Consider the following 12,807-nt stretch of genomic DNA (forward strand, 5'->3'; position numbering starts at 1 on the left):
CGGCCGCGCGGTCCTTCGGAGTATCCGGTGACGACAACGGCTGCCTCCACCCGCCCGTCGATGTGGGCGCACCAAGCCTGGAGCCTGGCAGGTGTGGTCTCGCTGTGCATCGCCGCCACGGTCGGCGCTGTCCTGCTCAACACCGACGGTTATCACGTCGCCTCGCTTTTCGCGATCATCGCCGCGGCCGGCGCCTCGATCGGGTTCTTCCGCCGCGCCTGGCGCATCCATTTCGAGGTCGAGCGCGAGCTCGAACGGATGGAGCGCAAGTATGGCGAGGTCTATGGGCGTGCCGGGATCAGCATCTGGGAGGAAGACTGGTCGGCGGTCGGCGATGCCATCGCGCGGCTGCGCGAACGCGGCGTGACCGACATCGCGGCCTGGTTCGACGTGCGCCCCGAAGAGGCCCGCGCCTTGCACGCGCAGGTCATGATAACCGGCGTCAATCGCTATACCGTGGGACTGATGCGCGCCCATTCCGAAGCGCAGTTGATCGGCAGCCTGGCTCAGATCCTGCCCGGCTCCATCGCGTCCTTCGGCCGCTGGCTGGCCGCCTTTGCGCGCGGCGACACGGTCTATGTCGGCGAAAGCGTGATCCAGCGCTGCGACGGCGAACCGCTCGACTGTTTCGTGACCGCGGCGCTGCCCAAGGAAACCGGCGATTTTCGCGAGATCATCGTCAGCGTGATCGAGATCACCGGCTACAAGCGCGATCAGGCGCGGCTGGCCGAGGCGCGCGACGAGATCGCCCGTGCCCAGCGCATCGCCACGGTCGGCGCGCTGACCGCCTCTATCGCGCACGAGATCAACTCGCCGCTGGCCGCCGTCTCGTCCAACGCGGCGGCCTGCCGCCGCTGGCTCGACCGCCCCGCGCCCGATCTCGCCGAAGCCAAGGACGCGGTGGGGGCGGTCATCGCCGATGTCGAGCGGGTCTGCGCGGTGATCGAGCGGACGCGTGGCTATCTGCAGAAGGCCGACCGTGCGCAGGAGAGGCGTGACCTCAAGGCCCTCATCCGGGAATCGCTCGAACTCGTCGACCGCGAGGCCGACAGCCACGAGGTGTGCATCAGCCTGGTGCTCGCCGATGACCTCGGCGAGATCGTCTGCGATCCGGTTCGCCTGCAACAGGCCTTCGTCAACCTGATGATCAACGCCATCCAGGCGATGGGTGCGAGCGATCGCGAACGCCGCCTGATGATCGCGGCCGCGCGCGGCGAGGGCCTGTTCCGGATCACCGTTGAGGACACGGGGCCCGGCATCGCGGCCGAGGATCTACGGCGGATCTTCGAGCCATTCTATTCGACGAGGACTGGCGGCATGGGAATGGGGTTGTCCATCTGCCGGACCGCGATCGAGGCACATGGTGGCACGCTCTCCGCCCGCAGCACGCTGGGCATGGGAACCTGCTTCGAGATAAGGCTGCCCGACCCCCTGACATGATTACCGAGCCTCTTATCCTGGTCGTCGACGACGATCCTGCCATCCGCACCGGCCTTTCCAATCTGCTTCGTTCGGCCGGCTATGTCGTGGCGCTGGCCAAGTCCGCGGAGGATTTCCTCGCCGATCCTCCGGCCGTCGCCCCGGCCTGCGTGATCACCGACATTCAGATGCCCGGGCTCAGCGGTTTCGAACTCCAGGCGATCCTCGCGGAGATGTGGCCCGCGCTCCCCGTGATCGTGATGACCGCCTTTCCCGAACCCGCCGTGCGCGATCGCGCGCTGGGCGCCGGGGCGATCTGCTTCCTGGCCAAGCCGTTCGATGCGGAGGAACTGCTCGGTTGCGTCGAGCGCGCCCTGGTCTGACGCGGCGCGGTCACGAACAAACCAAGGTACAGTTTCATCGTACCAACGGATGATGATAGGTCGTGCATATGGAGCAACCGGTCGTTCACATCATCGACGACGACGAGTCGCTGCGCGGCGCGATTTCGACATTGCTTCGATCGGTCGGCATCGGTGCGATAAGTTACGGGACCTGCGGCGAATTTCTCCAGTCTATCCCGCCCGACGTGCCCTCGTGCCTGCTGCTCGACGTGCGCCTTCCGGGGCTCAGCGGGCTAGAATTCCAGAGCCAGCTCAGCACGCACGGCATTGCGATGCCGGTTGTCATGATGACGGGCTACGGCGACGTCCCCATGTCGGTGCGGGCGATGAAGGCGGGTGCAGTGGACTTCCTGACCAAGCCCTTCCGCGATCAGGATCTGCTCGACGCCGTGAGCGCGGCGATCGAGCGCGACAGCCAGCTACGCCATGCCAGCGCCGGGCTGTCCGAACTCGTCGCTCGGCATGATGCCCTCTCGGTGCGGGAAAAGCAGGTCATGCGGCTCGTCACCGCCGGGCGCCTGAACAAGCAAGTGGCCTTCGATCTCGGCCTCAGTGAGATCACGGTGAAGCTCTATCGCGCCTCGGCGATGAAGAAGATGGAAGCGCGGACTTTTGCCGAACTGGTGAAGATGGCCGAGCGGCTCAATGTCCAGGCAATGGCCTAGCCCGATTTTCGCCGTTCTCGCGACAAATCGATTTCGCCTATAACTCTGAGCGCTTTCATCGGTTTTGCGATGAAGTGATCGCGGTTTACCCCTTCGCGCCTCGATAAGGCACAGGAGGGGTTTCATGACGAAGACATCGGTATCGCTGTTCGCATTGCTCGCGGCGGCGCTGGCGCCAGCCATGATGGCCAGCCCGGCTGCAGCGCAGGAAACGCCCCAGACCGCGCCCCAGCCCGCGCCGATGACCAACCGCGACTGGTGGCCGCAGAGCCTCGATCTCTCGGCGCTGCGCCAGCACGAAACCCACGCCAATCCCTATGGCGACCAGTTCGACTACGCCAAGGAGTTCGCCACGCTCGATCTCGAGGCGGTCAAGGCGGACATCCGCAAGGTCCTCAAGACCTCGCAGCCGTGGTGGCCGGCTGACTATGGTCACTACGGTCCCTTCTTCATCCGCATGGCCTGGCACTCGGCCGGCACCTATCGCGCCGGTGACGGTCGCGGCGGTTCGGATGGTGGCGAGCAGCGCTTCGAGGCGCTCAATTCGTGGCCCGACAATGCCAGCCTCGACAAGGCGCGCCGGCTCGTCTGGCCGATCAAGCAGAAGTACGGCCGCAAGCTGTCCTGGGGCGATCTGATGGTGCTTTCGGGCAATGTCGCGCTCGAGGACATGGGCTTCAAGACCGTCGGCTTCGCCGGCGGCCGCGTCGACGCCTGGCAGCCCGACCTCGTCTTCTGGGGCCCCGAGCGCAAGTTCATGGAAGACCGGCGCCGCGACGCGAAGGGCGGCCTGCGCGGGCCTTTGGCCGCGACGCAGATGGGCCTGATCTACGTCAATCCCGAAGGCCCCAACGCCAACCACGATCCGCTGTCCGCCGCCGCCGACATCCGCCGCGCCTTCGGCAATATGGCGATGAACGACGAGGAAACGCTGGCGCTGATCGCCGGCGGTCACACCTTCGGCAAGGCGCACGGCGCGCACAAGCCCGACGACTGCGTCGGTGCCGATCCCACCGCCTCGGGCATCGAGCAGCAGGGCCTCGGCTGGGCCAACAAGTGCGGCAAGGGCAACGCCGAGGATGCGGTGACCAGCGGCCTCGAAGGCGCCTGGACCTCGAGCCCGGCGCAGTTCACCCACGAATATCTCGACAACCTGTTCCGCTTCGAATGGGTGAAGAGCAAGGCGCCCTCGGGCGCGACGCAGTGGACGCCGACCGATCCGAACGCGGCCAACCTCGTTCCCGACGCCCATGTCGAGGGCAAGCGCCACGCGCCGATCATGTTCACCACCGACATCGCGATCAAGGAAGACCCAGGCTTCCGCAGGATCGCCGAGCGGTTCCACAAGAACCCCGAGGAGTTCACCGCCGCCTTCGCGCGCGCCTGGTTCAAGCTGACCCACCGCGACATGGGGCCGCAGGCGCGTTATCTCGGCAAGGACGTTCCGACCCAGACCTTTGCCTGGCAGGACGCGCTGCCCAAGGCCGACTATGCGACGATCAACGATGCCGACGTGGCCGATCTCAAGCGCAAGATCCTGGCTTCGGGCCTGACCGGCCCCGAACTGGTGCGCACGGCCTGGGCATCGGCCTCGACCTTCCGCGGCACCGACATGCGCGGCGGGGCCAACGGCGGTCGCCTGCGGCTCGATCCGCAGCGCAACTGGGCGGTCAACGACAAGGCCGAACTCGCCCGCGTGCTCGCGAAGTACGCGACGATCCAGCGCGACTTCAACAAGGCGGCCAAGGACGGTCAGCGCGTGTCGATCGCCGACCTGGTCGTGCTCGGCGGCGGTGCGGCGATCGAGCAGGCGGCGAGCAAGGCCGGCTATGCGGTCTCGGTGCCGTTCACCCCGGGCCGCGTCGATGCCACCCAGGCGCAGACCGACGTCGCCTCCTTCGCCTTCCTCGAGCCCAAGTCCGACGGCTTCCGCAACTACCACGCGGCCGATGCGACGCTCGCGCCCGCCGCGGCGCTCGTCGACAAGGCCGACGCGCTCGACCTGACGGTGCCCGAAATGACCGTGCTCGTGGGCGGCATGCGCGCGCTCGGTGCCAATACCGGTGGATCGTCGAACGGCGTCTTCACCAAGCGGCCGGGCCAGCTCAGCAACGACTTCTTCGTCAACCTGCTCGACATGAAGACTGTCTGGGCCAAGTCGGCGAGTAATCAGGGGCTCTACGAGGGCCGCGATCGCGCCAGCGGCAAGCTCGAATGGACGGCGACCCCGGTCGACCTGATCTTCGGCTCGAACTCGGAACTGCGTGCCGTGGCCGAGGTCTATGGTTCGGACGATGCCGGCCAGATGTTCGCGAACGACTTCGTCGCCGCCTGGACCAAGGTGATGAACGCCGACCGCTACTGATCGGACGGCTTTAGGAAGAACCCCGCGATGGCTCCGGTCGTCGCGGGGTTTTTTGTGCGCTAGATCCTCCCCTGCAAGGGGAGGGGGACCGCTCGCGAAGCGAGTGGTGGAGGGGTGTCGCGCTATCGAGAGGGGGGACACCCCTCCGTCATTCCCTGCGGGAATGCCACCTCCCCTTGCAGGGGAGGATCTACTGTCACTGCCCCCGGCGCGCCCATTCCTTGTTGATGCCGAGCGCGGCGAGCGTGCAGGCGGCGCCCGAAAGCAGGTAGGCGCCGACCGACCACAGCCCGAACTCGCTGGCGAGGAACAGCGCCACCAGTGGTGCGAAGCCCGCGCCGAGGAGCCAGGCCGAATTGGCGACGATCGCGGCGCCGGTGTAACGGTACTCGGCGGGGAAGCTGGCGTTCACCGCGCCCGACGACTGGCCGAAGGCGAGCCCGAGCAGAGCGAAACCGGCGATCATGTAGACGATCTCGCCCAGGCTGCCCGCGCCGAGCAGTTGCGGTGCGAAGCCGCTGTAGGCACCGATCAGCACGGCCGAGACGCCGAGCACCGCGCGCCGGCCGACCCTGTCGGCGATCAGCCCCGAAGCCAGCATGGCCAGCACGCCGACCACCGCACCGACGATCTCGATGACGAGGAAGGTGACCGGAGTCTCGCGGCCGTAGAGCGTCACCCAGGAGAGCGGGAAGACCGTAACCAGATGGAACAGCGCGAAGCTGGCCAGCGGCGCGAAGGCCCCCAGCACGATCGTGCGCCACTGGCTGAACAGCGTGGCGAAGGCGGGCGAGGGCTGGAGCTCGCGGCTTTCGAACAGCTCCTGGAATTCGGGCGTGGCCACCAGGCGCAGCCGCGCGAACAGCGCGACGACGTTGATCGCGAAGGCCACGAAGAACGGATAGCGCCAGCCCCAGGAGAGGAAGTCCTCGGTCGAGAGCGAGGCCATGAAGAAGGCGAAGAGCGCGGCGGCGACCATCAGGCCCAGCGGCGCGCCGAGCTGCGGGATCATCGCGTACCAGCCGCGGCGGTCGGCCGGCGCGTTGAGCGAGAGCAGCGAGGGCAGGCCATCCCAGGCACCGCCGAGCGCGACGCCCTGGCCGATGCGCAGGATCGCCAGCAGCCAGATCGCGGCGCTGCCGATCTGGGCATAGGCGGGCAGGAAAGCGATCGCCATGGTCGAGCCGCCGAGCAGGAACAGCGCGATCGTCAGCTTCACTCCGCGCCCGTGCGCGCGGTCGATCGCCATGAAGACGAGCGTGCCGACCGGCCGCGCGACGAAGGCCAGCGCGAACAGCGCGAACGAATAGAGCGTGCCGGTGATGGCATCGACGAAAGGAAAGATCAGCGACGGAAAGACCAGAACGGATGCGATTGCGTAGACGAAGAAATCGAAGAATTCACTGGTCCGCCCGATGATCACGCCGATCGCGATTTCGCCCGGCGCGATGGGGCGATCGTGGGCGTGAAGGGCCCTTGCGTCGCGTTCCAGAGGCGTCGAATTCGACGCGGCGATCGATCCTGTCATGCAGTTCGCTCCGGCGGTCTTGGGCGCGATGGTATTGCAATCGAACGCGCATTGCACCAGAAAAGCTCCGCGGCGGGAGGACAATTCTCAAACGTCGGTGCGCAGGCGCCGGGGGCAAGCGAGGTCCATGCGCGAAGACGAGTCGGTATCGATTCTGCGACGGTGCCTTGCGCTGGTGCCGCTGGTTCTGCTTGCCGCCTGCAACCGCGCGGTGCTCGATCCTGCCGGCGACATCGCCGTCCAGCAGCGCGACATCATCTACATCTCGACCGCGCTCATGCTGCTGATCATCGTGCCGGTCATGGCGCTGATCGTGGTCTTCGCCTGGCACTATCGGGCCAAGAACAAGCAGGCGACCTACGACCCCGATTTCGACCATTCGACTTCGCTCGAACTGGTCATCTGGTCGGCGCCGCTGCTGATCATCATCTGCCTGGGCGCGCTGACCTGGTGGTCGACGCACCTGCTCGATCCGTTTCGGCCGCTCAACCGCATCGCCGCGGGCAAGCCGATCGATCCCAAGGTCGCGCCGCTGACCGTCCAGGTGGTCTCGCTCGACTGGAAATGGCTGTTCATCTACCCCGAACAGGGCATCGCGACGGTCAATGAACTCGCGCTGCCCGTCGATCGGCCGGTCAAGTTCGACCTGACCTCGACCAACATGATGAACACCTTCTACGCGCCGACTCTGGCAGGCATGATCTATACGATGCCCGGCATGCGTTCGACCCTGCACGCCGTGCTCAACCGGCCCGGCGAATACGAGGGCATGTCCGCCAACTATTCGGGTGAGGGCTTCTCCGACATGCGGTTCAAGCTCAAGGGGCTGGACCAGGCGGGCTTCGACGCCTGGGTGGCGCGGGTCCGGTCGGGACCGAAGCTCGACACGCCGGGTTTCCTCGCGCTCGAGAAGCCCAGCGAGAAAGTGCCGGCGATGTACTATTCGGCGGTCGAGGCGAAGCTGTTCGACCGGATCTACAACCGCTGCGTCAAGCCCGGCACGCCCTGCATGAGCGATGTCATGCGCCACGACCAGCGCGCGGGTGGCGCGCCGCACGACACGCACGTCGGCGGCGGCATGCCCTCGGGTCGCAACAATCCGGCGCCGCCCGGTACCAAGCCCGAGGGGGCGCTGTTCAAGGAAGGTGACGAGAAGGGCAAAGGCCCCAACGTGACCCAGCCGCGCGCGCCCGACGGCACCGCGCCGGGGTCGCCCAAGACCGGCAAGACCTCGCTCAACCTGCTGTCCGTCGGCCGGAGTTTCGCATGACCGGAGAGACCGTCACCAGCGCCATATTCGGCCGGCTGAGCTGGGAATCGTTTCCGATCCACGAGCCGATCCTGATGGTGACCTTCGCGGTCGTCGTGCTGCTCGGCCTCGGTATCGTCGGCGCCGTCACCAAGTACCGGCTCTGGGGCTGGCTCTGGCGCGAATGGCTGACCAGCGTCGATCACAAGAAGATCGGCATCATGTACATCATCCTCGGCATCATCATGCTGCTGCGCGGCTTCGCCGATGCGCTGATGATGCGCGCGCAGCAGGCCATGGCCTTCGGCGCGAGCCAGGGCTATCTGCCCGCGCACCACTACGACCAGGTCTTCACCGCGCACGGCACGATCATGATCTTCTTCGTGGCGATCCCGCTGGTCGTCGGGTTGATCAACTTCGTCATGCCGCTGCAGATCGGCGCGCGCGACGTGGCCTTTCCCTTCCTCAACAACCTGTCGTTCTGGCTGACCGTGGCGGGCGCGCTGCTCGTCATGGTCTCGCTGTTCGTCGGCGAGTTCTCGCGCGGGGGCTGGCTCAACTACGTGCCCGTCACCAATCTGGCGAACAGTCCCGACACCGGGCCAGACTACTACCTCTGGGCCTTGCAGATAGCCGGCGTCGGCACGACGCTCTCGGCGATCAACATGGTGACGACGATCATCAAGATGCGCGCGCCGGGCATGACGATGATGAAGATGCCGGTGTTCTGCTGGACCGCGCTGTGCAGCAACGTCCTGGCCATCGCGATCTTCCCGGTGCTCACGGGCGCCTTCGCGCTGCTGATGCTCGACCGCTACGTGGGGACGAACTTCTTCACCAACGATCTCGGCGGCAACCCGATGATGTACTGGAACCTCGTGTGGATCTGGGGGCATCCCGAGGTCTACGTGCTGGTCCTGCCCGTCTTCGGCATCTATTCGGAGATCACCTCGACCTTCACCGGCAAGCGGCTGTTCGGCTATTCGTCGATGGTCTACGCGACCGTGGTCATCACGATCCTGTCCTATCTCGTCTGGCTGCATCACTTCTTCACGATGGGATCGGGCGCCAGCGTCAACTCGTTCTTCGGCATCGCCACGATGGTCATCTCGATCCCGACGGGGGCGAAGATCTTCAACTGGCTGTTCACGATGTACCGCGGCCGCATCCGCTACGAGCTGCCGATGATGTGGGTGATCGCCTTCATGCTGACCTTCGTGGTCGGCGGCATGACCGGCGTGCTGCTGGCCGTGCCGCCCGCCGATTTCGTGCTGCACAACTCGCTGTTCCTCGTCGCGCACTTCCACAACGTGATCATTGGCGGCGTGGTCTTCGGGCTCTTCGCCGGGCTCGACTACTGGTTCCCCAAGGCCTTCGGCTTCAAGCTCGATCGCTTCTGGGGGCGCATCCACTTCTGGGGCTGGGTGATCGGCTACTGGGTCGCCTGGACGCCGATCTACGTGGTCGGCCTGATGGGCACGACGCGCCGCGTGCGCCACTTCGACGATCCTTCCTTACAGATCTGGTTCGTCCTCGCGGCGATCGGCGCGCTGATCATCCTCGTCGGCATCGTCGCTTTCGTCATCCAGATCGCCGTCAGCATCATGCGCCGCGACCAGTTGCGCGACACCACCGGCGATCCCTGGCATGGTCGCACGCTCGAATGGTCGACCGCCTCGCCGCCGCCGGCCTACAACTTCGCCTTCACCCCACAGGTCCATGCGCTCGACGCCTGGTACGACATGAAGGACCGCGGCGCGCAGCGGCCCGTCGCCGGCTTCGCGCCGATCCACATGCCGCGCAACACCGGGGCCGGGGTGATCCTTTCGGCCCTCGCCATGGTGCTGGGCTTCGCGATGATCTGGTACATCTGGTGGCTCGCGGCTCTCTCGGCCGTGGCGCTGCTGGTCTACGGCGTGGCGCATACGTTCAACTACAACCGCGACTACTACATCCCGGCGGATGCGGTGGCGCAGGCAGAGGACGAGCGCAGCCGGCTGCTCGCGGCGGGGGCGTGACCATGGCAGACGCGCAACAACCCGCAGACGCGGCACCGGCCTTCTACGTCCTCGACCCCCACGAACACCACCACGAGCCCGGCTCGGGCACCTTGCTGGGGTTCTGGATCTACCTGATGAGCGACGCGCTGATCTTCGCGACGCTCTTCGCCACCTACGGCGTGCTCAGCACGAGCTATGCCGGCGGCCCGTCCCCGCGCGAGATCTTCGAGCTGCCGCTGGTCGCGCTCAACACCGCGATCCTGCTGGTCTCGTCGATCACCTACGGCTTCGCGATGATCGCCATGCAGGAGGGCAAGCTCGGCGGCACCAGGCTGTGGCTCGCGATCACCGGCCTGCTCGGGCTGGCCTTCGTCGGGGTCGAGCTGTTCGAGTTCGGCAACCTCATCACCGAGGGCGCGACGCCGCAGCGCAGCGCCTTCCTCTCGGCCTTCTTCACGCTGGTTTCCACGCACGGACTGCACGTCTCGTTCGGCATCCTGTGGATCGGGGTGATGTTGGTCCAACTCGGCCAGCGCGGGCTTCATGCCGAGAACCAGCGGCGGCTGCTCTGCCTGTCGATGTTCTGGCACTTCCTCGACGTCGTCTGGATCGGCGTCTTCACCTTCGTCTACCTGCTAGGAGTCCTGCGATGAGTGATCACGCGGAAGTCCCGCACGGTTCGCGCCGCGGTTACCTGATCGGCTTCCTGCTGTCGGCCGTGCTGACCGCGGTGCCGTTCTGGCTGGTGATGACCGGGGCGATCGCCGACGTCGGGACCGTCGCGGCGATCATCATCGCGCTCGCGGTGGTGCAGATTCTCGTTCACACGGTCTGCTTCCTTCACGTCAACACGCAGTCCGAAGGCGGCTGGACTCTGCTTGCCTATGCCTTCGCGGCGGTGATCGTCCTGATCGTGATCGCCGGCTCGCTGTGGATCATGTACCACCTGAACACCAACATGATGCCGATGACCGAGATGGGCGGCCCATCCTGAAGCGGTTGGCCAAGGAACGGGGGTTCGTGGCGCTGGCTCTGTTCGGCGCCGGCCTGTTCGCGGCGCTGGGCATCTGGCAGGTCGAGCGGCGCGCCTGGAAGCACGATCTGATCTCGCGTGTCGAAGCGCGGATCCACGCGCCGGCGGCGGCCCTGCCGTTGGAGACCGAATGGCCGGGCCTGAAGCCGTCCGCCTTCGAATATCGCAAGGTGCGGCTCAGCGGCATGTTCCTCCACGATCGCGAAGCACTGGTCCAGGCGCTGACCGAGCGCGGCGCGGGGTTCTGGGTGCTGACGCCGCTGCGCACCTCCGAGGGCATCGTCCTCGTCAACCGCGGCTTCGTGCCCGGCGAGCATCGCGCGGTAGCAAGCCGACGCGAGGGGCGGAGCACATCGCCTGTCACCGTGACCGGGCTTATGCGCGCGAGCGAGCCCGGCGGAGGCTTCCTGCGCGCGAACGATCCCGCCGCCGACCGCTGGTATTCGCGCGACGTCGCGGCGATCGCGCGGGCGAAAAGGCTTGGCCCGGTCGCGCCGTTCTTCGTCGATGCCGACGCAGCGCCCAATCCGGGCGGCTATCCGCTGGGCGGGCTCACCGTCGTGCGGTTCGCCGACAACCATCTGGTCTATGCGCTGACCTGGTTCGCGCTCGCCGCGCTGTGCGCCGGAGCTGCGATCGTCGCGCTCCGGCGATAGCCTCGACCTATTCCTCGAGCAGGCTGCGCAGCATCCAGGCGGTCTTCTCGTGGACGTCGAGCCGCTGGGTCAGCAGGTCGGCGGTCGGCTGGTCGTTGGCCTCGTCGACCAAGTCGAACAGGCCGCGCGCGGTCCGCGCCGTGGCTTCCTGCGCGGCGACGAGATGCTCGACCATCTCGAGCGCCTTGGGCTGGCCGCGGACTTCCTTGATCGAAGCCAGTTCGGCGAATTCGGCATAGGTCCCCGGCGCGGGAAAACCCAGCGCGCGGATGCGCTCGGCGATCAGGTCGAGCGCGTTCCACTGCTCGGTATACTGCGTCATGAACATCAGATGCAGCGTGTTGAACATCGGCCCCGTGACGTTCCAGTGGAAGTTGTGGGTCATCAGGTAGAGCGTGTAGCTGTCGGCCAGCAGCTTCGAGAGGCCCTCGGCGATGTCCGCCCGCTGCTGCTCGGTCAGACCGATGTTGATCGCTCGACTCTTTCCCATGGCTTGGCTCCGCTTGTTCGTGATCCGCACTATAGCCGGCTGGCGCCTCGGCGCGCTCATACCCTGGTATAGTAGAGCGGCACGGCCCGCCGTCCAGAGGCCTCGAGACGGCGCGTGGGGATCAGGCGGCGACGCCGCCTTCGACCATCAAGGTCGAGCCGCTCATGAACATCGCCAGGTCGGAAACCGCGAAGAGGATCACGCGGGCCACGTCGTCGGCGACGCCGAGCCGGCCGACGGGGCTGCCGCCGATGCCCGGGATGGGAATGCGCTTGAGCGCTTCGGCGTCGAGGCTGGCGAGGTGCATGGTCTTCTCGGTCAGGCAGACGCCCGGCGCGATCCCGAGGACGCGGATGGCCTTCGGGCCGAACTCGAGCGCCATCGTCTTGGTCAGGCCGACGACGCCGTGCTTCGAGCCGACATAGGCAGCCTGGCCCGGCGCGATGCCGCGCAGGCCGGCGAGCGAGGCGACTTTGACGATCACGCCGGGGATTTCGGCGGCGATCATGCGTCGCGCCGCTTCGCGCGCGCCGACGAAGGTGCCGCGCAGGTTGATCGCCTGGACCCTGTCGAACTCTTCGTCGGTCAGGTCGAGCAGCGGCTTGTGCAGCGGGATGCCGGCATTGTTGACCCAGATGTCGATGCCCCCGAATTCGGCGACCGCGAGGTCCGCTGCGGCGGTGATCGATGCGGCGTTGCTGGCGTCCATATGTACCGACAGGACGCGGGTGCCATGGGTGGCGCTCAGCTCGGCGGCGGTCGCCGCGGCCGCTTCGGCATCGATGTCGCCGATCAGTACCGTGGCGCCAGCTTCGGCGAGGCGCCGCGCGGTGGCCTTGCCCAGGCCCCAGGCGGCACCGGTGACGACGGCGCGGCGTCCCGCGAGCGAAACGAGCTCGGCGATCGAGCGGGCGGAGACGTCGGCTACGGCTTGGGGCATGGGCTACGCTCTCGATTATGTGCGATAGTGTGTCGCATATAATGCTGCAGGGCTGGGG

At 66.6% G+C, this 12,807-nt stretch carries 12 protein-coding genes; 9 read left to right on the forward strand and 3 right to left on the reverse strand.

Translation table 11 applies throughout. The features are described 5' to 3' along the window. Positions 1-27: 27 nt before the first annotated feature. The 4 genes from WG901_RS15190 (at position 28) to katG (ending at position 4,853) form a co-directional block, all read left to right on the forward strand. Positions 28-1,440: a sensor histidine kinase gene (locus tag WG901_RS15190; protein WP_339587940.1), complete on the forward strand. Its 1,413-nt coding sequence runs from the start codon at positions 28-30 to the stop codon at positions 1,438-1,440. After that, positions 1,437-1,802, forward strand: a complete 366-nt coding sequence (locus tag WG901_RS15195) for a response regulator transcription factor (protein WP_339587941.1) — start codon at positions 1,437-1,439, stop codon at positions 1,800-1,802. Before WG901_RS15190 ends, WG901_RS15195 begins: the two co-directional genes overlap by 4 nt. Positions 1,803-1,870: 68 nt before the next feature. Next, positions 1,871-2,488: a response regulator transcription factor gene (locus WG901_RS15200; protein ID WP_339587942.1), complete on the forward strand. Its 618-nt coding sequence runs from the start codon at positions 1,871-1,873 to the stop codon at positions 2,486-2,488. A 124-nt stretch (positions 2,489-2,612) separates the two neighbouring features. Further along, on the forward strand, positions 2,613-4,853 hold the full coding sequence (katG, locus tag WG901_RS15205) for a catalase/peroxidase HPI (RefSeq protein WP_339587943.1): 2,241 nt from the start codon (positions 2,613-2,615) through the stop codon (positions 4,851-4,853). A gap of 196 nt (positions 4,854-5,049) precedes the next feature. Here katG and WG901_RS15210 read toward each other — a convergent pair whose 3' ends face one another. Further along, positions 5,050-6,381 (reverse strand): MFS transporter, encoded by a 1,332-nt coding sequence (locus tag WG901_RS15210; protein WP_339587944.1) that lies wholly within the window; start codon positions 6,379-6,381, stop codon positions 5,050-5,052. A 127-nt stretch (positions 6,382-6,508) separates the two neighbouring features. On the opposite strand from WG901_RS15210, the gene cyoA reads away from it, so the two are divergent. Genes cyoA through WG901_RS15235 form a run of 5 tightly spaced genes read left to right on the forward strand, consistent with a single transcriptional unit; the run spans position 6,509 to position 11,319 of the window. After that, positions 6,509-7,651, forward strand: a complete 1,143-nt coding sequence (gene cyoA / locus WG901_RS15215; RefSeq protein WP_339587945.1) for a ubiquinol oxidase subunit II — start codon at positions 6,509-6,511, stop codon at positions 7,649-7,651. After that, positions 7,648-9,648, forward strand: coding sequence for a cytochrome o ubiquinol oxidase subunit I (gene cyoB, locus WG901_RS15220; protein WP_339587946.1), 2,001 nt, complete (start codon positions 7,648-7,650; stop codon positions 9,646-9,648). The genes cyoA and cyoB overlap by 4 nt, the downstream gene beginning before the upstream one ends. A 2-nt stretch (positions 9,649-9,650) precedes the next feature. After that, complete coding sequence (gene cyoC / locus WG901_RS15225) at positions 9,651-10,283, forward strand: cytochrome o ubiquinol oxidase subunit III (protein ID WP_339588421.1); 633 nt, start codon at positions 9,651-9,653, stop codon at positions 10,281-10,283. Further along, positions 10,280-10,624: a cytochrome o ubiquinol oxidase subunit IV gene (cyoD, locus tag WG901_RS15230; protein ID WP_339587947.1), complete on the forward strand. Its 345-nt coding sequence runs from the start codon at positions 10,280-10,282 to the stop codon at positions 10,622-10,624. The genes cyoC and cyoD overlap by 4 nt, the downstream gene beginning before the upstream one ends. 26 nt (positions 10,625-10,650) lie before the next feature. Then, positions 10,651-11,319, forward strand: coding sequence for an SURF1 family protein (locus WG901_RS15235; protein WP_339587948.1), 669 nt, complete (start codon positions 10,651-10,653; stop codon positions 11,317-11,319). 7 nt (positions 11,320-11,326) lie between these two features. On the opposite strand, the gene WG901_RS15240 is transcribed toward WG901_RS15235, so the two are convergent. Beyond that, positions 11,327-11,809 carry a Dps family protein gene (locus WG901_RS15240; protein WP_339587949.1) on the reverse strand — a complete coding sequence of 161 codons (483 nt, stop codon included), beginning with the start codon at positions 11,807-11,809 and terminating at the stop codon, positions 11,327-11,329. Between the two features lie 121 nt (positions 11,810-11,930). Continuing rightward, positions 11,931-12,749: an SDR family NAD(P)-dependent oxidoreductase gene (locus WG901_RS15245; protein ID WP_339587950.1), complete on the reverse strand. Its 819-nt coding sequence runs from the start codon at positions 12,747-12,749 to the stop codon at positions 11,931-11,933. Between the last annotated feature and the right edge of the window lie 58 nt (positions 12,750-12,807).

It is taken from the genome of Novosphingobium anseongense, assembly GCF_037482895.1.
Lineage (GTDB): Bacteria > Pseudomonadota > Alphaproteobacteria > Sphingomonadales > Sphingomonadaceae > Novosphingobium > Novosphingobium anseongense.

What these genes read in the sequence shown, in the direction of transcription:
- WG901_RS15195 (WP_339587941.1), top strand. Translation starts at nt 1,437, where the DNA reads ATGATTACCGAGCCTCTTATCCTGGTCGTCGACGACGATCCTGCCATC.
- WG901_RS15200 (WP_339587942.1), top strand. Translation starts at nt 1,871, where the DNA reads ATGGAGCAACCGGTCGTTCACATCATCGACGACGACGAGTCGCTGCGC.
- katG (WP_339587943.1), top strand. Translation starts at nt 2,613, where the DNA reads ATGACGAAGACATCGGTATCGCTGTTCGCATTGCTCGCGGCGGCGCTG.
- WG901_RS15210 (WP_339587944.1), bottom strand. Translation starts at nt 6,381, where the DNA reads ATGACAGGATCGATCGCCGCGTCGAATTCGACGCCTCTGGAACGCGAC.
- cyoA (WP_339587945.1), top strand. Translation starts at nt 6,509, where the DNA reads ATGCGCGAAGACGAGTCGGTATCGATTCTGCGACGGTGCCTTGCGCTG.
- cyoB (WP_339587946.1), top strand. Translation starts at nt 7,648, where the DNA reads ATGACCGGAGAGACCGTCACCAGCGCCATATTCGGCCGGCTGAGCTGG.
- cyoC (WP_339588421.1), top strand. Translation starts at nt 9,651, where the DNA reads ATGGCAGACGCGCAACAACCCGCAGACGCGGCACCGGCCTTCTACGTC.
- cyoD (WP_339587947.1), top strand. Translation starts at nt 10,280, where the DNA reads ATGAGTGATCACGCGGAAGTCCCGCACGGTTCGCGCCGCGGTTACCTG.
- WG901_RS15240 (WP_339587949.1), bottom strand. Translation starts at nt 11,809, where the DNA reads ATGGGAAAGAGTCGAGCGATCAACATCGGTCTGACCGAGCAGCAGCGG.
- WG901_RS15245 (WP_339587950.1), bottom strand. Translation starts at nt 12,749, where the DNA reads ATGCCCCAAGCCGTAGCCGACGTCTCCGCCCGCTCGATCGCCGAGCTC.